Source organism: Erythrobacter sp. (assembly GCA_019739335.1).
Lineage (GTDB): Bacteria > Pseudomonadota > Alphaproteobacteria > Sphingomonadales > Sphingomonadaceae > Alteraurantiacibacter.
In genome coordinates this window covers 2,674,760-2,694,843 of record CP073261.1, presented here as the reverse complement: position 1 = coordinate 2,694,843, position 20,084 = coordinate 2,674,760, and the positions used below count along the sequence as shown (strand labels likewise).

At 66.0% G+C, this 20,084-nt stretch carries 17 protein-coding genes and 1 pseudogene; 4 read left to right on the top strand and 14 right to left on the bottom strand.

What is annotated here, in order from left to right; translation table 11 throughout:
* Positions 1 to 25: 25 nt before the first annotated feature.
* Positions 26 to 868, top strand: coding sequence for a nucleotidyltransferase family protein (locus JY451_13200; GenBank protein QZH74601.1), 843 nt, complete (start codon positions 26 to 28; stop codon positions 866 to 868).
* Here JY451_13200 and JY451_13195 read toward each other — a convergent pair whose 3' ends face one another.
* Complete coding sequence (locus JY451_13195) at positions 869 to 2,296, bottom strand: hypothetical protein (GenBank protein ID QZH74600.1); 1,428 nt, start codon at positions 2,294 to 2,296, stop codon at positions 869 to 871.
* Positions 2,297 to 2,412: 116 nt separating this feature from the next.
* On the opposite strand from JY451_13195, the gene JY451_13190 reads away from it, so the two are divergent.
* Entirely contained in the window at positions 2,413 to 3,414 is a 1,002-nt protein-coding gene (locus JY451_13190; GenBank protein QZH74599.1) for a phosphoribosylglycinamide synthetase, read from the top strand.
* A 111-nt stretch (positions 3,415 to 3,525) separates the two neighbouring features.
* Here the strand turns inward: JY451_13190 and JY451_13185 are convergent, their stop codons facing one another.
* From JY451_13185 to JY451_13175, 3 genes and pseudogenes are all read right to left on the bottom strand, one after another.
* Positions 3,526 to 3,912, bottom strand: a complete 387-nt coding sequence (locus tag JY451_13185; protein QZH74598.1) for a hypothetical protein — start codon at positions 3,910 to 3,912, stop codon at positions 3,526 to 3,528.
* A gap of 8 nt (positions 3,913 to 3,920) precedes the next feature.
* A pseudogene (locus tag JY451_13180) lies at positions 3,921 to 4,121 on the bottom strand (site-specific DNA-methyltransferase).
* Between the two features lie 244 nt (positions 4,122 to 4,365).
* Complete coding sequence (locus tag JY451_13175; GenBank protein ID QZH74597.1) at positions 4,366 to 5,082, bottom strand: SDR family NAD(P)-dependent oxidoreductase; 717 nt, start codon at positions 5,080 to 5,082, stop codon at positions 4,366 to 4,368.
* Between the two features lie 276 nt (positions 5,083 to 5,358).
* Here JY451_13175 and JY451_13170 point away from each other — a divergent pair, with 276 nt between their 5' ends.
* Together JY451_13170 and JY451_13165 are read left to right on the top strand one after the other, a co-directional pair.
* Positions 5,359 to 6,141 carry a succinate dehydrogenase iron-sulfur subunit gene (locus JY451_13170; protein QZH74596.1) on the top strand — a complete coding sequence of 261 codons (783 nt, stop codon included), beginning with the start codon at positions 5,359 to 5,361 and terminating at the stop codon, positions 6,139 to 6,141.
* Positions 6,138 to 7,253: an AFG1 family ATPase gene (locus tag JY451_13165; GenBank protein ID QZH76730.1), complete on the top strand. Its 1,116-nt coding sequence runs from the start codon at positions 6,138 to 6,140 to the stop codon at positions 7,251 to 7,253. Before JY451_13170 ends, JY451_13165 begins: the two co-directional genes overlap by 4 nt.
* Here JY451_13165 and JY451_13160 read toward each other — a convergent pair.
* The 10 genes from JY451_13160 to JY451_13115 are packed head-to-tail and all read right to left on the bottom strand — an operon-like array spanning position 7,250 to position 20,020.
* Positions 7,250 to 9,145, bottom strand: a complete 1,896-nt coding sequence (locus JY451_13160) for an amidotransferase 1, exosortase A system-associated (protein ID QZH74595.1) — start codon at positions 9,143 to 9,145, stop codon at positions 7,250 to 7,252. The two genes, JY451_13165 and JY451_13160, sit on opposite strands and share 4 nt — an antisense overlap.
* A 9-nt stretch (positions 9,146 to 9,154) precedes the next feature.
* Complete coding sequence (gene xrtA, locus JY451_13155) at positions 9,155 to 10,711, bottom strand: exosortase A (protein QZH74594.1); 1,557 nt, start codon at positions 10,709 to 10,711, stop codon at positions 9,155 to 9,157.
* Positions 10,701 to 11,924, bottom strand: a complete 1,224-nt coding sequence (locus JY451_13150; protein QZH74593.1) for a TIGR03087 family PEP-CTERM/XrtA system glycosyltransferase — start codon at positions 11,922 to 11,924, stop codon at positions 10,701 to 10,703. The genes xrtA and JY451_13150 overlap by 11 nt, the downstream gene beginning before the upstream one ends.
* Complete coding sequence (locus JY451_13145; protein QZH74592.1) at positions 11,921 to 12,991, bottom strand: FemAB family PEP-CTERM system-associated protein; 1,071 nt, start codon at positions 12,989 to 12,991, stop codon at positions 11,921 to 11,923. The genes JY451_13150 and JY451_13145 overlap by 4 nt, the downstream gene beginning before the upstream one ends.
* The gene (locus JY451_13140; protein ID QZH76729.1) at positions 12,988 to 13,932 is read right to left on the bottom strand and encodes a DUF3473 domain-containing protein; all 945 of its coding nucleotides are present in this window, start codon (positions 13,930 to 13,932) and stop codon (positions 12,988 to 12,990) included. Before JY451_13140 ends, JY451_13145 begins: the two co-directional genes overlap by 4 nt.
* A gap of 47 nt (positions 13,933 to 13,979) precedes the next feature.
* Complete coding sequence (locus JY451_13135; protein QZH74591.1) at positions 13,980 to 15,134, bottom strand: AAA family ATPase; 1,155 nt, start codon at positions 15,132 to 15,134, stop codon at positions 13,980 to 13,982.
* Between the two features lie 21 nt (positions 15,135 to 15,155).
* On the bottom strand, positions 15,156 to 16,793 hold the full coding sequence (locus JY451_13130) for a preprotein translocase subunit YajC (protein ID QZH74590.1): 1,638 nt from the start codon (positions 16,791 to 16,793) through the stop codon (positions 15,156 to 15,158).
* A 5-nt stretch (positions 16,794 to 16,798) separates the two neighbouring features.
* Positions 16,799 to 17,815: a capsular biosynthesis protein gene (locus JY451_13125; protein QZH74589.1), complete on the bottom strand. Its 1,017-nt coding sequence runs from the start codon at positions 17,813 to 17,815 to the stop codon at positions 16,799 to 16,801.
* 11 nt (positions 17,816 to 17,826) lie between these two features.
* The gene (locus JY451_13120) at positions 17,827 to 19,350 is read right to left on the bottom strand and encodes a chain-length determining protein (protein ID QZH74588.1); all 1,524 of its coding nucleotides are present in this window, start codon (positions 19,348 to 19,350) and stop codon (positions 17,827 to 17,829) included.
* A gap of 13 nt (positions 19,351 to 19,363) precedes the next feature.
* Positions 19,364 to 20,020, bottom strand: coding sequence for a polysaccharide export protein (locus tag JY451_13115; protein ID QZH74587.1), 657 nt, complete (start codon positions 20,018 to 20,020; stop codon positions 19,364 to 19,366).
* Between the last annotated feature and the right edge of the window lie 64 nt (positions 20,021 to 20,084).

Below are 20,084 nucleotides of genomic sequence, written 5' to 3'. Positions count from 1 at the left end.
CGGCTAACGAAGCGGAGCCGCAGCCATGTCTGAAGTGCCGGTCACGGTCATCGTCCTCGCGGCGCAGCGGGCCGGCGTGGTCAACCCCCTCGCCGAGCGGGCCGGGGTCAGCCACAAGTGCTTGGTACCGATCTGCGGCAAGCCGCTAATCGAACATGTCATCGAAACCCTCACCACCCTGCCTGCGCCCATGACTTCTGTCGCCGCAATCAGGGTGGTGCTGGAGCCCGATGGCCAGCCCGAAGTGGGCGCGGTGCTCGAACCGTTCCGCGCGCGCGGGGTGCCGATCGAACTGATCGATTCGGACACGAACATTGTCGAAAGCGTACTCGCAGCGGCGCGGGATGGTGATGGGCCCTTCGTCATTACCACCGCGGACAATGTGCTGCTGACCCACGATGCTCTCACCCGCGTGCGCGAGGCCATGCGCAGCGCCGATGCCGTGCTCGCCGTCACCACGCGGGAGAGGGTCTGGGCGCTGCACCGGCAGGGCCAGCGCAATTTCTACGAGCTGAAAGACGCCGGCTACGCCAACTGCAATCTCTACGGCCTCGCCAATCGCAAGGGATTGCAGGCGGCGGAAGTGTTCCGCGAAGGCGGGCAGTTCCAGAAGAACGCCGGGCGCATGGTCCGCGCTTTCGGGCTGTTCAACATCGTGCTGATGCGGTTCGGCTGGGTCACGCTGGCGCAAGGGCTGGCGCGGGTGGGCAAGCGGTTCGGCACCCGGATCGTGCCGGTGGTGCTGGAAGACGGCGCGGCCGCCATCGATGTCGACAACGCGCGCACCTATGCGATCTGCGAATGGGTGCTCGGCCAGCGGCTAGGGATCGAAATTCCCAAGCCCGAATTCCCCGCCGATACGAAATAGTCAGCCCGCGCGCGAAATCGCGCTCGCAATCGCCTGCATCTCCGCATCGAGCCGCGCCCGCGCTTCGTCGAGCGGCAGCTTGGCCAGCGCGCTCACCTGCGGCATCGACAAGCCGACGCGCAAGGTCCCGCCCCAGCCGCCATCGGCGAGCCGCACGCATTTGACCGGCTGGCCCAGCCGGATGCCCTCCCCGATCAGCCGCCGGTGCAGCTCCGCCGACTGCTCGAAGGTCTCACCCCCCGGAACGCTGGTGACCGCCAGCGTCAGCAGCGACATCATCGCGGTGGGGTGGGCATAGCCGCGCTCCGGCTCATCGGGATGGTGCGGCAGGATCTGCGCCAGCCCCAGCGGTTCGAGCAGGTTGGCGATCACTGCATCGTGGAAGGCAATGGTCAGCGCGGTGCGCACTTCAGGAGCCAGCGCGTGATACCGCTCCAGCTCGAAAATCGCCGCTTCCAGCCGCAGCGCGAGGCCGGGGTTGTCCTCGTCCGGCAATAGCTCCGATCCCGCCCAGCCCGCGGGAAACTCGGCGCGGCGGAACACCGTCGCCAACCCCGCAGGCAACGGTGCCGCGCTCGCCACCAGCGCGGCGGGCACCACGGCCATGCCGCTGAACGGCGGCCCGCCCATGAATTTCGATCCGGTGATGAAGAGGATGCAGCCGCTCGCCAGATAGTCCTGCGCCGCACTTTCGCTCAGGCGGGCCTGGCAGGCGTCGACCACGAAAGTCGCCCGGCCCTGCCATTTCGCTGCCAGTGCCTTCAGCTCCGCGCCGCCTGGCAGGATCAGCCCGGTCTTGGAGCCATGCACAACGTGCACCAGCGCGTGCCGGTCCGCCGCCAGCGCCGCTTCGATCTCGCGCTCGATCGCCACGGCAATCTGCGCGCTGGTCTGCGCCACGCCCTGTTCGTCGCGGACGGGAATGTCGGTGAGACTCACTGCCTCCAGCCCCGGCACCTGCTGCGCAGGCGAAACCGCCACCCCGCGCGCGGTGGTGTCCGCAAAGTAGCGCCCGTGCCCCGAATGGATACAGCCCGAGCCGACCTCGTTCGCGCCGAGCAGGATATTGTGCACCCCGCCCGCTGCGCAGCCCGCCACCGCCGCCAGCGCGACATATTCGAGATCGGTGCCCGACGCGGCGAAGACGATCTCGCAATCGCTCCCCAGTCCATAGGCGCGCCGGAGTCGTCCGCGCATCGCTTCCAGCCGCGTCGCATAATCGGGCAGCGGCCCGCTCAGCAGTCCGCAGACATGGGCAAAGGCCGGCCGCGAAATATCGTTCGCGGTGGAAGAGGCATAGGCCAGCACATCGCGCGGGTACGGCGAGGAGAAATAGCGGTTCAGGCCGCTCTCGGGCGCAAGCGTGATCCGCGCATCGCCGCCGCTGCTCAGCAGCGCGATAGCCAGTTCGGCAGTGGGCAGGTCCACGTCCGCCGCCAGTTCGTCTCGATCAATGATGGGAGCAACCCTTCGGCTGAAATTTCTTTCGCAATCGCATAGGCAGCTTTACAGGGCCGGAAAACCCCTAAACGAAAGCGCTCGCCTTGCCCGCAACCCTGTCGCCGCTGTCCATCCCTGCCGAAGCCAAGGAGCGCCTTCGGGTGCTGTTCCTCGCCAAGAACGCGCTGTGGGACGGCAGCGGATCGGCGGAGGACGGCAACCACGCGCGCTACCACGTGGAAATGCGCGAGACGCTGAAGGCGATCGGCCTCAACCTCACGGTCGACAACAGCTTCGACCGGCTGTGGAACAGGGAACTGTTCGATTTCGTCTTCCCGCTGCTCAACCGCGCCGGGTTCTACAATTCCGAAATGCTCTGCCCCCTGCTGTGCGAGCGGGCGGGGATTCCCTACCTCGGTGCCAGCCCGATCCTGCGCGGCCTGTCGGACGACAAGCACCTGGCCAAGCGCGCCTGCGTGGCGGCAGGCGTCCCCACAGCGCCCTGGGCGGTGTTCCGCCGCGGCGCGCCGGTCGATCTGACCACAGTGCCGGAAGCGACACGCTGGGTTATCAAGCCGAACAATTCCTCCGCCAGCTGGGGCCTGCACGATGCGCACGATCTCGCGGGCGTGGCCGAAGCCGTGGCGGCGGTGCACGGGCTGGGTCATGACGCCATTGTCGAGCCGTTCCTGATCGGCAGCGACGTGGAAGTGCCGGTAGTGACGTTGGACGATCCGGTGATCCTGCCGATGATGATCTTCCGCCAGGCCGACCCGAGCCACCTGCGCACCTATCAGGAAAAGCGCGACCTGGTGGACCGCAGCCAGAAGTACTCGCTCGATCCGTTCGAAGACGCCGGCATCACCGCCACCATCGCCGAATACACCCGCCGCCTGTGGGGCGAATACCGGCCGTTCGACTACGGCCGCTTCGAATTCCGCGTCAACGAGGAGACGAGCGAAGTGGTGTTCCTCGAACTCAACCTCAACTGCAACCTGTGGTCCGAAAAGGTCTTCGGGCGGGCAGCCGGGCTGTTCGGGTGGAGCCAGGAGGAACTGATCGAGACGATCGTGGCGGGGTCGATGAAGCGGTATGGATTGATCTGAGCGCTCGCCAGTCCGCGCCGAAAGTTGACACGAAGGCGACACCCAAATCCAACGGCAAATCGACGCGGTGAAAGAGCCTGCCTCTGTTGCATGAGAAGATGCGGGACGAGGCTAGGCACGGGGATGGCGCGTAGGAAAGGGAAAAAGCGGGACCCGGCTCGGACGCCGGGGTGACGAATAGGAGAGCGAATTGATTGCTTCATCGTCACCCCGGACTTGATCCGGGGTCCCGCCGACTCCCACATTCGATACTATCAAATCAGCGTATCGTAGAGATCGATCGCGCTTGGCCTGCTTCACCATGCTGGCATCGACCCACGGAATATCCGGGCGCTTGTTCTGGAACAGCTCGGCGAGGGTGAGGATTTGCAGGCGCGGGTGTTTGCGGCCGGTCAGCTCGTTCTCCCATACGCCCACTGCCGCCGCGCCGCGCTCCATTCCGCGGGTGGGCGGCTGGGCGGTGACGAACAGGCCGAGCGGAGCGTTCTCGCGGGCCATCACCTGCGCGCGCTGGCGTTCCAGTGCCAGGTATCCTCGAACGCCTCGATTTGCGCATCCGAATCCTGCCCTTCGGGGGACTTGAACAGGATGTTGTAATTGGCGTTCGAGTTGAACGGCGGATCGAGATAGATCAGGTCCACGCTTTCGCTGGCAATATGTTCGCGCAGCACATGCAGGTTGTCACCGTAATAGAGCGTGTTGGTCATGGTGTGGTGTGTGCCCGCAAGCGGCTTGCGCTGCAAGTTGGCGGGGCTAGACTACCCACCGACGCAACCATCGGGCTGCCCGCGCATACCGGGAAACCGTTTCGGACGTGGTGCCGGGGGGTGCGTTCGCCCTCTCCTGCCCCCCTCCCCGTGGGGAGGGGTTGGGGGTGGGGTACTGCCGTCCGATAATCGCGCGTCGTACACCCCCCTCCCGACCTCCCCCCTCAAGGGGGGAGGAGTTCTCCTACTCCGCCACCCGCTCCCCCCGCCAGTCGAACACCCCTCCGCTGTCCGTCACCCCCAGCCCCGCCAGCACTGCCAGCAGGTTCGCCGCCGCCGCGTCTGCCGCGGTCAGTTGCCCCTCCGGCAGGTTCGCCTGGAACGGCGCGGATAGCCTCGTGTCCACTGTCCCCGGATGCAGGCCGACCACCACCCCCTGCCGGTGCGTCCGACCCAGTTCGATGGCGAAATTGCGGATCAGCATGTTGAGCGCGGCCTTGCTCGCGCGGTAGGAGTGCCAGCCGCCCACGCGGTTGTCGCCGGTCGAGCCGACGCGGGCGGAGAGCGCGGCGAAGGTCGCCGGGCGGTGGCGCGGGAGCAGCGGCAGGACGTGCTTGGCCACCAGCGCGGGGCCGATGGTGTTGAGCGCGAACATCTGCGCCATTGCTGCGCCGTCGATCTGGCGCAGGGAGCGTTCCGGTCCCGTGCCGTCAGCCAAGGTTAAAACCCCGCTCGCCACGATCACCAGATCGGGCGGATCGCCCTGCCAACCCGATACCGCAGCGGCGATGCTGTCCTCGTCGGTCAGGTCGAAGGAGAAGGGAGTGACGCCGGGCAGGTCTGGCGCGCAACCGCTGCGCGATCCTGCCAGCACCTCCACGCCCTGCCCCGCCAAGGCCCGCACCAGCGCGCCGCCGATGCCGCCGCTCGCGCCGAATATCGCCGCCTTTTGCCAGGCCATGCCGGTCCTTTCCTACTTGCTCTTTCGGGGACTAGGGAATGGCAATGCTCACCGGAACCCGCCCTCTTTACCGTAACCGTGCGAGTGGCCCCGTGAGGCCCCGGATTTCTCCTGCCTTGAACCGTGTAACACCCGGTCCATGTCTCCTGACGCGGAGGCGCTGCATCACCTTCGCGGAATCGTGCAGATTGTCGCCTTTCGCCCCAAGGTCCGGCTTGCCCTTGCGCGCGCGATGGCTAGATAGGCCCGACGAAGCTGAAACGACCGGATAAGATCATGGCAACCTTCACCCTCCCCAAGAACAGCACGATCCGCAAGGACGGCGCGGTGCACAAGGCCGATGGCGCCAAGCGGGTGAAGAGTTTCCGCATCTATCGCTATGATCCGGACAGCGGGAAGAACCCCAGCTACGATACCTTCGAAGTCGATCTCGACAATTGCGGGCCGATGGTGCTGGACGCGCTGTTCAAGATCAAGAACGAGATCGACCCGACGCTGACCTTCCGCCGTTCGTGCCGCGAAGGCATCTGCGGTTCGTGTTCGATGAACATGAACGGCAAGAACGGCCTCGCCTGCACCACCGCGATCGAGGACCTGAAGGGCGATATCCGCATCACTCCGCTGCCGCACATGGAAGTGGTGAAGGACCTGGTGCCCGATTTCACTCACTTCTACGCGCAATATGCCTCGATCCGCCCGTGGCTGCAGACCGTCTCGACCTCGCCGAGCGGCAAGGAGCGGCTGCAATCGCCGGAGCAGCGCGAGAAGCTCGACGGGCTTTACGAGTGCATCCTGTGCGCCTGCTGCTCGACCGCCTGCCCCAGCTACTGGTGGAACAGCGACAAGTTCCTGGGCCCGGCGATCCTGCTCCAGGCCTATCGCTGGCTTGCGGACAGCCGTGACGAGATGACCGGCGAGCGGCTCGATGCGCTGGAGGACCCGTTCCGGCTCTACCGCTGCCACACCATCATGAACTGCGCCAATGTCTGCCCCAAGGGCCTCAATCCGGCGCGGGCGATTGCCGAGATCAAGAAGTTGCAGGTGGAGCGCGCGATCTGAGCGGGCTTGCCGCGCGGTACCAGCGGCTGGTCGCCGCCGGGGAATTGCAGCCCGATGCCGACCAGCGCGCGGCGGTGCTTCGGCTGGACCGGTTGCAGAAGGAACTGGAGGCAGAGCGGCCCGGTGGCCTGCTGGCGCAGTTCTTCGGCAGCCGGAAGGCCAGTCCGCAGGGCGTCTACATGTGGGGCGGCGTCGGGCGCGGCAAGTCGATGCTGATGGACCTGTTCGTGGCCACGCTGGACATCGCCGAGAAGCGCCGGGTGCATTTCCACGAGTTCATGCTCGAAGTGGATGGCCTGATCCGCGAGGAGCGCGAGAAAGAGGCCGAAGGGCCGATTGCCCGCGTGGCGAAACGGATCGCCGCCGATGTCCGCTGCCTCGCCTTTGACGAGATGGTGGTCAACAACACCGCCGATGCCGCGATCATGGCCCGCCTGTTCACCGCGCTGATGGTGGACGAAGGGGTGACGGTGGTGACCACCAGCAACCGGCCCCCCGCCGATCTGTACAAGGACGGGCTCAACCGCTCGCTGTTCCTGCCCTTCATCGACCTGGTGGAGCGCGAAATGGACGTGGTGCCGCTGAACGGCCCGACCGATTACCGGATAGACCGGCTGCGCGGATTGGCCACATGGCACACGCCGATCGGCGATGAAGCGACCGCGCAGGTGCGCGAAGCGTTCTTCCGTCTGACCGACTATGCGCCGGAGGATGCCGCCAACGTTCCTACCGGCGAACTGGCACTGGGCGGCGGGCGAACCCTGTTCGTGCCCAAGAGCCTCAAAGGCGTCGCGGTGTTCAGCTTCAAGCGGCTATGCGGCGAGAACCGCGGCGCGGCGGATTACCTCGCGATTGCCCGCACCTATCACACCGTAGTGCTGGTCGGCATTCCGCGCATGGGGCCGGAAAACCGCAACGAGGCGATCCGCTTCACCAAGCTGGTCGATGCGCTCTACGAACACGGGGTGAAGCTGTTCGCCACCGCTGCTGCGGAGCCGGAAGACCTCTATGTGGAGGGTGACGGTGCGTTCGAATTCGCCCGCACCGTCAGCCGCCTGATGGAAATGCAGAGCGCCGATTACATGGCGCGGGGGCACGGGAGCGCGGGCTAGGTGATGCCTAGCCGCGCGAGCGAGCGGTCGAGCATGATCAGTTGCCACAACAGCCGCGAATGGTCGGATCGGCCCGCGATATGCGCCTCGGCAATCTCGGAGAGACGTGCGTTGTCGAACCAGCCGGTGCGCGCCAGCATCGCGCTCTTGGCAATCCCGCGCGCCTTGCCCGCAAGCGGCCCGCGCAACCATTGCGCAATCGGGGTGACGAAGCCCTGCTTCGGGCGATAGAGGATGTCTTGCGGCAGATAGCGTTCCATCGACTTCTTGAGCAGCCACTTGCCCTGCCCGCGCTTCACCCGCAGGCCTTCCGGCAAGGCCGCGGCGAATTCGACCAGCCGGTGATCGAGCAGCGGCTCGCGCGCCTCAAGGCTCACCGCCATGCTGGTCCGATCAATCTTGGTGAGGATGTCGCCGGGCATCCAGAAGGTGAGATCGGCATATTGCGCCGCATCGAGGCCGGAGCGCCCAGGCGCATTGGCCATCAATTCGATCAGTGGCCGCTCCGCCCGATAGCCGCTGATCTGCGCCGCGAGGTCTGCGCCGTAGAGCCCCAGCCGCACTTCGGGCGGAACCACCGAAAGCGCCCGCGCATAGCCTTCTGCCCCCGATCCGGCGAGCGACTGCAGCGTGGACTTTGCGCGCAGCGGGCGCGGGGCCCAGTCGAGCTTGGGAAAAGCCTCACCCAGCGGCCCCAGCACCCCGCGCCGCACCCCGGCGGGCAGGAAACCGCGTAGCCGCTCCTCGTGCGCATGGAACACCTGGCGGCGGTAGCCGGCAAAGGCCTCGTCCGCGCCATCGCCCGAAAGCGCCACCGTCACCGACTCGCGCGCAAGCTGGCAAACGCGCCATGTCGGCAAGGCGGAGGCATCGGCGAAAGGCTCATCGAACATGCCGGCAATCGTGTCGATGGCATCGAACTGGTCGGCAGACACGGTGCGCGCCTGATGATCGGTATCGAACAGCCGGGCGACCTGCTCGGCATAGGTGGTCTCGTCCGCCGCCGCGACATCGAAGCCGATCGAGCAGGTCTTGACCTTGCCCCGCCCCGACTGCGCCATGAAGGCGACTACGGTGGACGAATCCACGCCACCCGAAAGGAAAGCCCCCAGCGGCACATCGGCCACCATCCGGCTTTCCACCGCCTGCTGGAGATGGTGCAGCAGTTCGGCTTCAAGATCCCGCGCCTTGCCCGGATGGCGGCGTTCGAAGCTGATATCCCAGTAACGGCGCGGTTCGGGCACCGGCGTATCGTGGCGGAGCAGCAGGGTATGCGCGGCGGGCAGCTTCCTCACCCCGCGCAGGATCGAGCGATGATCGGGGACATAGCCCCAAGTCATGTAATCCTCGATTGCCAGCGGATCGGCTTCGCGCCGCAGCAATGGGTGCGCGAGCAGGCCCTTCAGCTCGGAAGCGAAGGCCAGCGAACCGTCGGACAGCTCGGCCATGAACAGCGGCTTCACCCCGAACCGGTCCCGCGCGAGGAAAACCGTCCGCTCCGCGTGGTCGTAAAGCGCAAAGGCGAACATCCCGTGGAGGTGCTGCACGCAGTCCTCCCCCCAGCGGGCCCAGGCGGCGAGGATTACCTCGGTATCGCCATCGGTACGAAACTGGGTTCCGCTCGCTTCCAGCTCGCGGCGCAATTCGCGGAAGTTGTAGACCTCACCATTGAAGACAATGGTGTAGCGATCATCGACCGAATGCATCGGCTGCGGCGATCCGGCGAGATCGATGATCGACAGGCGCCGATGCCCCAGCGCCACGCCGGGCGCGCTCCACACCCCTGAACCATCCGGCCCGCGATGCGCCAGTACGTCGCACATCCGCTCGACCCGCAGCGGATCAACCGGCTTGATCGTGCCCGTATGGAAAATGCCCGCAATCCCGCACATGGGGGCGCGTTAATCCACGCGGCCCGCGCGGTCCATCCATTCGCCGAGATCGACGGTGGAGGAGCGGAAATGCGCGATAGTTGCTGCCGGGTCGCTGCCGGGGCGTTCTTCGACGGAGAGGATCAGCATCGCTGTGGGCCGCGCGGTGAGCAGCAGTCGATCCTGCATGGTAATGAGCTTGAGGCGCATGTTGCTCCCCCCGGTCCAGTTCCCGGTGCGGAACCAGGTTTCGGCGACGCGGCGATGCGTGCCGAGCGCCTGCAAGCGTTCGCCTGCAATGCCGTCGGGCGCGGTGCTGGCGGAGAGCCAGCGCCATTCGGTATCCGGCGGCAGCGCGCCTTCGCCGAATGCTCCGGCCTCACGCCCGTTACCTTGCGCGGCGTAGAGTGCGTAAACGACATCGACGACATTGCCCGCACCGTCGCGATAACTGCCGCGCAGTACGCGGTCCGCCCCGCCTACGCGCGGGTCCCATGGATAGGCACTTACCTCCTCGGTGAGGGTCCAGCCATCGACCTGCGGCAGGGCAATGTCCACCGCGATATCGGCCTCCAGCGCCCGTGCTGCACCGGCCCAGGCAAGCACGGCGAGCAACAGGCTGACAATTGCCGCGAACAAGGGCCAGCTCTTCGCCGCGCGCCGTTCGAAACGGTTGAACAGCGGCATGGCGGCGATCCGGGCAGATTCGATGAAGGGCTCTTCCACTTTCCGGTCGAAGAATTTCCACCCGATGGCGAGCAGCAGCGCCATCACCAGCGCAAAGAAGATCCAGCCGTAGAAGATGTGATCGAATCCGGCAGCGAACTCAATGCCCTGCGATTGGGCGATATAGATCGTCCCCCAGGCGCGCACGCCGTTGGCGAGGATCGGCACCGCCACCGCCAGCGCCATGAACCCTGCTCGCCGCCACCACGAGCGGAAGCAAACGTGCGAAATCAGCGCGCCCAGGGTCACCATCGCGACGAGGAATTTCACTCCCGAACAAGCCTCCGCCACTTCGAACAGACCGGCAGGCGTATCGATGAAGACGCCTTCGATATGCGCAGGGATACCGCTGGCTATGGTCAGCGCGATGGTGATGTCCGCCGTGATCATTTGTAGCGCGGGAACGAGCTCGTCGCCAATGGGAACGAGAAATAGGGCGTAACCTATTGGGAATACTAACGCCCAGCAAACGCGGGGTCCGAGCACTGTCAGCGTGGCAGCCTGCAACGCCGCCACTGCGCCGAGGTGCGTTGCCGTGTTCAGCCCCGAAATGTCACCCAGCAGCCAGACGAACAGCGCGCCAGCCAGCGGCACCAGTCCCGGCCACCATGCGCGCGGGGTCAGCTTGGCCAGTTCTCCGGCGCGTTGCCAGACCAGCCAGCCGAGGATGAAGGGCACCAGCAGCACGTGATTGTAGGTCGAACTGTCCCACCAGAGCAGCACCATTTCGGCCCAGTCCGCTGAAAACAGGACGAAAATGGCTCCCCACGCCAGTGCCAGTTGCGCCAGCGGCACGCGCCAGTGGGCGGTGATCCGGTCGGTCAGCGGGGCGCGGTGGGGGGTGATGACGTCAAGCCGCATCGCGCTTCGCACTTTCGCCCATGCCCATCAGGGCGGGCAGATCGGCCAGCATCGCGGGCCAGCTCATCGTGTCGAGGACGAAGCGGCGGGCCTCTTCTCCGAGTTCCTTGGCGGTGGCAGAGTCCTGAGACAATCGCACAATATCAGTCACAAAGGCAGCATCATTGCGAGCAATGACGAAGTGCCCGTTGCTCCGCGCGTCGATCCCGGTGGCGGCATCGGGGGAAACGACCACCGGCCGCGCCATGGCCATCGCTTCGAGCACCTTGTTCTGCACTCCGCGAGCGATGGTGAGGGGAGCGACGACAATGTCCGCACCGGCCAGCCAGGGGCGGGTGTCGGGCACTTCGCCGACCACGCTGGTGCCATTTAACCCATGCAGAGCAAGCACTTCGCGCGATGGCGCGCGGCCAACAATGTGGAAGCGGGCGGTGGGCAGAAAGTGGCGCACCTCGGGCATGACTGCTTGCGCCATCCGCTGCACGGCGGCGACATTGGGGGCGTAATCCATCTGCCCGGTGAAGACGAGGTGCGGGCCGGGTTCGGCCAGCGCGGGGTGCGACTTCACCTTTGCAGGGTCAAAGAAAGTGCAGTCTATTCCGTTGCCTAGCGCACGAATATCATGCTTACCCGAAACGCGCGAGCGCAGCATCGCAGCTTCGGCCTCGCTCACCAGCAGCGTGGTATCGGCGCGGGCAATGAGGTCCGCCTCGACCTGCCGCAGCAACCGTCCCTCGCGCGCGTCGATCCATGCGCGCGGGGTGGATTTGCCCTCCGCATAGGCCTCGAACTTGGCCGAATCGACGTCCACCAGGTCCACGACGAGGCGCACAGTTGGTTCAACTGGAACATATTGCCCCATCTGCCCGGAGAACACATAGATCGCGCCGATATTCTGTTCGGCCAGAGTCCGGCGGACCCAGTTGTGCAGTCCGATTGATCGAAACGCGGCAAGGCTCACCGGCTCGCGCCGCAGCATCGCTTCGACCCCTGCCAGCGCCAACGGCTTGGAGCGCAGCGGCAGGCAATGGCTGGCCGCTATCGCCGCCAGTTCGTGCCCGTGGGCAGAATCCCACTCGCTTTCGGCAAGGCACCCGACATGCACAGGCGCAAGCTCAGCCAGCGCCTTCAGCACATGATGCGAACGGATCTTGTCGCCACGGTCCGGGGGAAACGGCAGGCGGTGGGCGAGGAAGAGGATATCACCTTTCACCCCAGCCCCCGCGCGATTATCGGGCCGAGCCTGTTAGCAACGGGAAGCGGCAGGCGTTTCCACAGGGCAATCCGCGCCTGATGCTTCTCGCTGGTCGGATCGGCATCGCGCGCCTCATGGCCGGGTGCAGTCCAACTAGCGTAGGAGAGCGGCTGCGGTTCGAAACCCCAGTTCTTCTTGAAGCTCCAAGCTCCGCTGCCGGTCTTGCTGCGGCCGAAATCGAAGCGATCACAACCCCGCCGCCGGGCGTGGAGCATCAGCTCGTAATACATCCGGTCGTTGGCGCGCAGCGGCCGGGCGGCGGCGGTTCCCCCGCCCCAGTAGGGCATCACCGCGCCTGCATGATAGAACGAGAGCACGCTCGCCACCGGCACCCCCTGATGGCGGACGGTGAGAATATCGGCATCGAGACTGTCGAGCACGGCATCGAACAGGCTGCGCGGAAACACCGGGGTGCCGAGATTGCGCACGCTTTCGGCATAGACGGAATAATGCGCCGCCCGGTCAGCGGCATCGCGGCCCACCGTAACATCCAGATCGAAGGTCAGCGAGCGGCGCACCTCGGCGCGCTGCTTGCGCGGGATCGCGGTGAGCTGCGCCTTGTCGTCACCCGCCAGTGGCTGCACAAAGCCGCAGTGGCTGTCTGTCCGCACCCGCCAGCCTGCTCCCGCCGCGCCGCCGCGCAATTCCACCGTGGGGCAGGACAGGCGCAGCGCGTAGTCGCATGCCGCAGCGCACAGCATTTCGGCAGTCGCAGTGCCCTCCCCCAGCACCCCGCCCTCAACCGCAAAGCCGCTGGAGGCGAGCATCCGCCCGAACACCGGCGAATGCACTTCGGTCAGCGGCAGCCAGCCGGTTATCGCCCCGCCGCGTTCCGCCAGCAATCCCCGCGCTTTCTGCCCGGTGCCCGTTTCGACCGCGCGCAGCCACGCGGGGCGATGGAACACCGAGCCGCCATGATCGGCGACAAACCCTTCGATCCGCCCCGCTTCATCCGGCTGGCGCACATCCACCGCCCGCACCGCTTCGCGCGCCGTTATCCGCATCGGGGCGAAAGGCGCGTTCATCCCCCGATACCACCAGCCAGCGAACGCGCGCCGACCAGATCCGCCTCCGCCTTCTCCGCCGCGATCCGCGCGCTCTCGCGGTGCGCGATCAGATCGATCCGGCCCCAGGCAAAATCGCCGATCAACTGGCGCAGCTTGTCTGCCATCACATACAGATTGGTGTAATGCCGCAGGCGCGACCGCAGCGGTGCTCCCGCCACGCGCGGCTGGCCGGGGTCGATCTCCCACGGGTGGAAATAGAAGATCGCCGGGCGCCCCTCGTCGCGGTTGACCTGCCGGATCGCCCAGCGGCTGAAGGCATAGGGCAGCACCCGGAAGAACCCGCCGCCGCCAGCCGCCAGCCGCTTGCCGCGGAATTGGGCGGTGGTGACTGGCAGTTCGATCAGGCTGTGCCACGGCAAGGGATGGAAGGCGAAGCGCGGCGCGTCGGCCCAGCCGTAATGATCGTGGCGGATCGGCGCCACGCTGGAGGAGTAGAGATAGCCCTGTTCGGCCAGTTCCATGAAGGCCCAGGGTGTGCGCTGGTCGATCGAGAAACTCGGCGCGCGATAGCCGGTCACCCGCACCCCACAGCAATCCTCGATTGTCTTGCGGGTGCGCTCGATATCCTTGCCGAAGGTCGCCCGGTCCATTCGGAACACCCGTTCATGGTCCCAGCCGTGGCTGGCGACTTCGTGCCCGCGCCGCGCAATCTCGCGCAGCAGCGATCCGTGCCGCGCCGCGACCCATCCCAGCGTGAAGAAGGTCGCGCTGGCATTGGCGGCATCGAACAGGTCGAGGATCGCGTGGACATTGCGTTCCACGCGATCATCAAGCGTGCCCCAGCTGCCCCGTTCGATCACGTCCTCGAACGCGCCGACCTGGAACCAGTCTTCGACATCGACCGAGAGGCCGTTGACGACCGGTGCGGGCGCGGCCGGTTCTTCGCTGTCAAAAGCGATGGCATTCACCGCGCAATACTCCCCGATCCGACTCTCAATACCGCCGGTCAGGCGGCCTTGCTCGAATCCATTTCGCCTTCGATCCACTCGATCAGCATGGTCAGCGTCTGCCGGATCGAGCGTTCCTGTTCGAAGCAGCGCGCCTCAACCAGCGCGATCTGTTCGCGCATAACTTCGATTTCGGGTTTCACCGCGGCGGCAGTCTTTTCATCGGCCGAATTGGCCAGTTCGACCACGGCCTGCTGCAATTCGGCAATCTGCAGGTCGCGTTCGGCCAGCGCGCTTTCGAACATTTCGATATCGACGCGCGGGGTGGTGGGCATGGCCTTGACCGGTTCGAACTCGGGCGCCTTCTGCTTCATCGCGGAAGGTGCGGCTTCGGGGAAAGCGCGTTCGGCTTCCATTTCGGCCAGCACCGATTGCAGCATGGCGGCATCGATCCGGTTGCGTTCCTCCACCGCGCCCAGCAGCAGCAGGCGGTTGGCGATCTGGTTGACCCGGCGCGGAATGCCGCCCGAGGCTTCGAACAGTTCGGCGAACACCCGCTGGTCGAAGGCCGGGTTGCCTTCCCAGCCGACCTTTTGCAACCGGTGGATGATGTAGGGCTCGATCTCGCTCTTCTGCATCGGCTCGAGATGATGCGCGGCAATTACCCGCTGGCGCAATTGCTCCAGCCCCGGATCGTTCTGCAAGGTGCCGCGGAATTCGGGCTGACCCAGCAGCAGCGTCTGCAACAGCGGATGGCTGCCGAGCTGGAAGTTGGAGAACATCCGCAGTTCCTCGAGCGCGGCGACCGAAAGGTTCTGCGATTCGTCCACCACCAGCAGGCAGCGGCGGCCGGCGCGCGCCTCCTCGTGGAGGAAGCCCTCGATCTCGGTCAGCGCGGTGGCCTTGTCATGCCCTTCGACATCGAGCCCCATCGAGGCCGCGACAACGTGGACGATCTCGCTCTCGTCCAGCTTGCTGGTGACGATCTGCGCCACCGTGACCTGCCGCGAATCGAGGCTTTCCATCATGTGCGCAACCAGCGTTGACTTGCCCGAGCCGATCTCGCCGGTGATGACGATGAAGCCTTCCCCCTGCGCCAGCCCGTAGCCGAGGTACGACAGCGCCTTCCTGTGCGTGATCGAACGGAAATAGAATTCCGGATCGGGGGTAAGCTGGAAAGGCTTGCCGGTCAGGCCGTAGAAATTGTCGAACATGTCTTTTCCTCTTCGTGCCCGTCAGAAGGTGTAGCGCAGGCCAAGCAGCGCCGATGCGGCCTGGTAATCGGGCAGGTCTTCGCGGGTGATGCCATCAAGCCCCACGGCGGCGGTGCCGGTCAGCCCGGCGATGAAATTGCGGTCGTAAGCGGCGGTCATGCTGTAGCCGACATTGGTGCCGGAATTGTCCAGCCCGCTGTCGAACAGGTTGGCCGATCCGCCGACCGAGAGCTGCGACTGCCGGTCAAGCTGGCGCGAGGCGTAGGCGGCGAGCCAGTAGTTTTCGTCCGCCACGCCGTCGATCCCGGCGAGCACGGTGTTTTCCCCGGCGATGAAGGTACGGCGATCATAGCCTGCGCCGATCCCGTAGGAAGTGCGCCCGCTGCTCGATCCGTAGCCAAGCGACACGCCCCGGCTGCGGAACACGCCCGAACGGATCGAGCCGAGCCGCGCGAGCGCGCAATTGTCGCCCTCGGTGCCGAGCACGCAGCCGCCCAGGTCACCCGTCACCGGGTTGCGGAAGGCATCGAAATCGGTGCCCAGATCGCCCAGCGCGCCAATCACCTGGCCGCCGAAGCTGTTGATGTTGTCATAGACCGACACGCTGAGCGAGGAGTTGGCGTTTGGGGCATAGGAGAGGTTGCCGTAGTAGGTCATCGACCCGTAGCGGCGCCCCACCGTGGCGGACAGCGAGGTGCGGCTGCTGGGCCGCCACATCACGCCGACATCCCAGATCAGGCCATCGGTTTCGTAGGCGATCTGGCGCGGCTGTGAACGGTCGGTCACCAGCCGCCCATCGGGGCCGATCACCGGATCGCCATCGGCATCGCGCAGCGCATCGCGGCTGGAAATCTCCACATCCTCGTAGCCCACTCCGCCCACCAGCGCGACATTGGGGGATACCGGCACGGTGACATCGGCGCGCACGTGGCGATCATCGATGCGCTGATCGAGGTTGGACACGTCCTGCCGGTTCCACCCCGCTCCCACGCCCAGCCCGACGGGCAGCACGGTGTCTGGCGCGATCCCGGCGCGCACGGCGGCGAGATGGGTGGTCGCATCGTCGAAAATGTCTACCGGCTCGGCTCCCGGCGCGGCGAATACGGCATCGGGCGATTCCACGCGGGTATATCCGAACTGGTAGGCCCCGGTGACTTCGGCCACGCCCACTTCGGTCTGGAACGCGGGCCCGGCGTAGACCGAATAGACTTGGCTGGTCGAATCATCGTTGCCGCCGAAGCCGCCGATGGAGGTGCCGCCATTGCCCTCGACACGGGTGCGCGAGGCGAGCGCCCCCGCTTCCAGCGTCAGAGCCGGTCCGGCGACGGCCAGCGAAGTGCGGGCGATGCCGGAGAAAGTATCGGTATCGGCAACATCGTCGTCATAACCGATCCTCCGTTCATACCGCAGCGAAACCGCGCCCTGTGAATAGCGGCTGCCGAACCCCGCATCTACGCCCGCTGCCACGCGGGTGTATGTGACGACATCGTCACCCGGCGAAAGCTCGGCGGTGACGACCTGCCCGGCCTCGATATAGGGCGCAATTTCGATGCCGCGATCCGAACTGCGCGATTGCTCGCCGCCTTCCTCGCGCTCCTGCGCCAGCGCTGCGCCTGGCAGCAATGCCACCGCCAGCAGGGTAGTGAGGGTGACACGCATAAGGACTATGCCTCCTGCCCGTAGTAGACACCGAACTGGCGCCCGCTGGGGCTGAAATGCGCCGCGTTCAGCAGCAGCTTGAGATCGGGACAGGACGAGAGCAGCGTCAGCGCGTCTTCCAGCGCGCTCTGCCCGGTCCGGTCCGCGCGGGCGACGACGATCGCCTGACCGACATGGTTTGCCAGCTCGGCCGCGGGCGAGGCCGCCAGCGCCGGTGGGGAATCGAAGATGATGATGCGGTTGGGTGCGGCGCGGGTCAGCCGGTCGAGCACTTCGGCGGTGCGGGTGCTGGAGAGATATTCGCTGTCCGCCGTGGTGTGGTTGCCCGCCGGAAGGACGAACAGCCCCGCCACGTCGGTCGCCATCACGCAATCCTCGACGCGGATATCGTCGCGCGCCAGCACGTCCATGAACCCCGGTCCGCGCGGCAGGCCAAGCATGGCCAGCACCGAAGGCTTGGCGAAATCGGCATCGACCAGCAGCACTTCGCTGTCCTTCTCCGCCGCCATCGCCAGCGCCAGATTGACCGCGCAGAAGCTCTTGCCTTCGTTGGGATGCGGCGAACAGACCAGCACCCGCTGCGCCAGCGCGCCGGAACCGGCCTCCCGCGCCTTGCGGACCGAGGCTAGCACCTGCCGCTTCACGATGCGGAATTCCTCCAGCAGCGCGGTGACCTGGCCCTCGGGCTGGATCAGCCCGTGGGTGGCGAGCGCGGCGCGATCGAGCTTGTGGACCACGCCGGAGAATTCGACATCTTCGTAGACCGGCTCCGGCAGAGGAGCCGACGCGGGAGCGGCCACTGCGACGGGACCATCCACGCGCGGAGGCATCGCATTCGCAGCGGCCTGCGCCAGCGACACTTCGGGCTCCGGCGCGGGCTTCTTCACCCGTCGGCGGTTGACCGGATCGGACAGCTTGCGTGGCACCGGCGCGGGGGTGAAATCACCGCCGAGGCCGAAAAAGCCTTCGGCCCGCTCGAACAGCGATTTGGGCGGCGTGGGGATCTTGCGATGCTCGGTCATGTCCGTTCCCCTCACGCCATGTTGCCAAGCTGGATGATGTTGACGCCCAGCAGCACGACGAACAGCAAGCCCAGTCCGCCCAGCCCGGCAGCGAAATACTTGAACCGCTTGCGCCGCAGCTCTCGCCCGGCCTCGGTGAAGGTGTGGCTTATGGTGCCGATGACGGGGAGGCCGAAGGTCCGCTCCAGCTGGCTGGCGGTGGCGAATGTGGAGCCGAGCTTGCTCAGCGTGAAGGCTATCCCTGCCCCGGCGCCGACGCCCAGCACCAGCACGCCGAACAGCAGCAGCGCCCGGTTGGGCGCGGCGGGGACGCGCGGGGTGGTGGGCGGATCGACCACTTCGAACTGCACCGCGCTGCGTTCATTCGCCACCTGCCCGCGCAGGCGCAATTCCTCGCGGTCCTGGAGCAATTCGTCATAGCGCTCGCGCAGCACTTCATAGTCGCGGCTGATCCGGGTGGCTTCGGCAGCGGCACCCGGCTCGCGCGCAGCGCTGGCGTTGATCGAGGCGATTTCGGAGCGCAAGGCGGCAGCGCGCGATTGCAGGCTCATCACGTTGGACTGGCGTTCGACCTGCATCGACTGGAGCGAGGAGTATGCCGGATTGGGCATTCCGCCCCCGCCTCCGCCGCCCGAACCGGCGCTACGCTCGCGCAGGGCTGCAACTGTGCGGCTGGCGGCGACGACATCGGGATGTTCACTGGTCAGCCCGCGCGCACGCATGGCGGCGAGGTTGGCTTCGGCCTGCGCCAGAGTGCTCGGCGCGCCGCCGCCGCCCGGCATGGAGAGCGTACGCGGAGTGGCGGCAAGCTGCCCCTCGATCGCAGCGAGCGCGCTTTGCGCAGCCGCGAGATCGGCTTCGACACTGCGCAGTTCGGCGCGGCTGGCGCTCATTTGTGCGGCAATGGTCTGCGCGCCGCCGACCAGATCAGGGTTCTGCGCTTCGAAAGCCAGACGGCGTTCCTCGGCCGCAGCAAGTTCCTCTTCGCGCTGGGCGAGCTGCTGGTTGAGGAACTCGATCGAATCCTCCACTTCCCCGCGCGATCCGCCAAGGTTCTCCTCGCGGAAGATGTCGATCATGCTCTGGGCGATGGTCTGCGCCAGTTGCGCGTTTTCGCTGTCGGACAGGTTGCCTCTACCGCTCTGCGCGGTGATTTCGAAGATGTTGTCACCTTCTCCGACGACCTTGATGTCCTTCTCCAGCTCCGCGATGGCAGCTTCCATCTCGGCAGGCGTCGAAACGGCGTCCCCGATGCGGGTGGAACGGACGACTTTCTCGAGGTTGACCGAGCTCACCAGTGTCTGGCGGAGGCGGTCGATATCGCGTTCGCGGGCATTGGCGGCGATGCCGATCTGTTCGGCCAGCACATCGTCCAGCTGCACGAAGATGCGCGCTTCGCTCTCGTAGCTGTTGGGAATCAGCGCCACGACCAGCCAGCCAAGCAGGCAGACAGCCCAGGCAATGCCCAGCGCCAGCCAGCGGCGGTTCCAGACGGCCCATAGCCCTGCGCGCAATTCCTCCAGAAGCTGGTTCAAGCTGCCAACTCCCTCAGAACATGCTCTCAGGGATGATGATGACATCGCCCGGCATCAGCATCACGTTTGCTTCGCTGTCGCCGCGCCGCAACAGGTCGGTCAGCCGCAGATCGTATTCGCGCTGGTCGCCGCTTTCCCGATCGAAGCGGATCAGCCGCGCGCGGTTGCCCGCCGCATATTCGCTGAGGCCGCCGACCGAGATCATCGCATCGAGCAGGGTCATATTGGCGCGGAAGGGGATCGAGGCAGGCTCTGCCGTCGCCCCGACAACCCGCACCTGCTGGCTGAAGGTTCCGGCAAATTCGTTGACGATCACCGTTACGATGGGTTCTTCGATATATTGCGAGAGCTGGAGGCGGATATCTTCCGAAAGCATCGTCGGGGTCTTGCCGACAGCGGGCATGTCCGCGACCAGCGGTGTGGTGATGCGGCCATCGGGGCGCACCTGCACCTCGGCGCCAAGCTCGTCGTTGCGCCAGACATGGATGGTCAGCTTGTCGAGCGGGCCGATCACATATTCCTCGCCCGGGCCTTCCTGCATCGAGACAAAGCGGGCCGGTTCGAGCTGGTTGCCGGTGGAGCCGGTCGCGCAGCCGGTCAGGGCTAGCGCGAGGCCGGTGGTCGCGGCGATAGCTTTGGAGAGGGCTTTTGCCGTGAATGTCGTTCGCATCGAATGCGTCCTTAGAAGTGCTATGGCGGTCAGCTGACGCGGCCTCATCTGCCGCGCACGCATT